Consider the following 1053-nt stretch of genomic DNA (forward strand, 5'->3'; position numbering starts at 1 on the left):
TGTGCTGATCGGACAGGTTGGTGACGCGGCTGGCTGGGGTTTGGCCGCCGATGCCGGTGTGGGGTCGGTGGTAGTTGTACCAGTCCAGCCAGTCGGGGAATGCGGCCTGTCGTTCGGTGTCTGAGGTGTAGGGCTGGTGGTAGGCCCATTCGTCGAGCAGGGTGCGGTGGAAGCGTTCGACCTTGCCGTTGGTCTGGGGCCGCCAGGGCCGGGTGAAGCGGGGGCTGATGCCCAGGTCGCGGCAGGTCTGGCGCCAGGTGTTCTTGGTGTAGGCCCAGGCGTTGTCGGTCAGGACCCGTTCGACGGTGATGCCGCGTGCGGCGAACCAGGCGGTTGCTCGTCGCAGGAACGCCGCGCAGGTGGCTGCTTTCTCGTCGGGCAGGTCTTCGGTGTAGGCCAGGCGGGAGTGGTCGTCCAGGGCGGTGTGCAGGTAGGCGTATCCGGTGCCGGCCTTGTTGCGGCGGCCGTCGGCCCGGCCCAGGACTTTGTGGCCGCCGCCGTCGGGGATGCGGCCGAGTTTCTTGACGTCGATGTGGAGCAGTTCGCCGGGGCGGGCGCGTTCGTAACGGCGGACGGGTTCGCCGGTGGCCCGGTCGCAGGCGGCGAGGACGGGCAGGCCGCGCCGGACGAGGATGCGGTGGGCGGTGGAGGCGGCGATGCCGGTGCGGGCGGCCAGCCGGACAGGGCCGATGCGGTGCTCGCGCCGTAGCCGGACGACCTGCCGCTCGATGGCGGCAGGAGTCTGGCGAGGGCTGTGGTGGGGACGGCTGGAGCGGTCGTGCATGCCCGCTGTCCCGTTCAGCCGGTAGCGGTCTGCCCAGCGGGCCGCGGTGGTGTGGCTGACCTGGAAGCGTTCTGCCGCTCGTCGTAGCGGCCAGCCGTCGTCGACGACACACCGGGCCAGACGCAGCCTGCCGGTCGGAGTCAGCGGGGCATTACGGTGGGACAACGAGGGCCTCCTGGATGCCGGTCGTAGGTGTCGCAATCCACACCGAAACCAGGGGCCCTCACCCCGTTCAAGGACCACTCAAGGCGTGTCGCCCGTCACCAACG

Annotated in this window: 1 protein-coding gene; it reads right to left on the reverse strand. The window is 70.4% G+C overall.

Annotated elements, in window-relative coordinates:
• Positions 1 to 949, reverse strand: a 949-nt coding sequence (locus tag ACIBNA_RS45090; protein ID WP_399171303.1) for an IS481 family transposase, incomplete at its 3' end; no start/stop codon positions are given.
• Positions 950 to 1053 lie beyond the last annotated feature (104 nt).

It is taken from the genome of Streptomyces sp. NPDC050164 (assembly GCF_044459945.1).
Classification (GTDB): Bacteria; Actinomycetota; Actinomycetes; order Streptomycetales; family Streptomycetaceae; genus Streptomyces; species Streptomyces coeruleorubidus_A.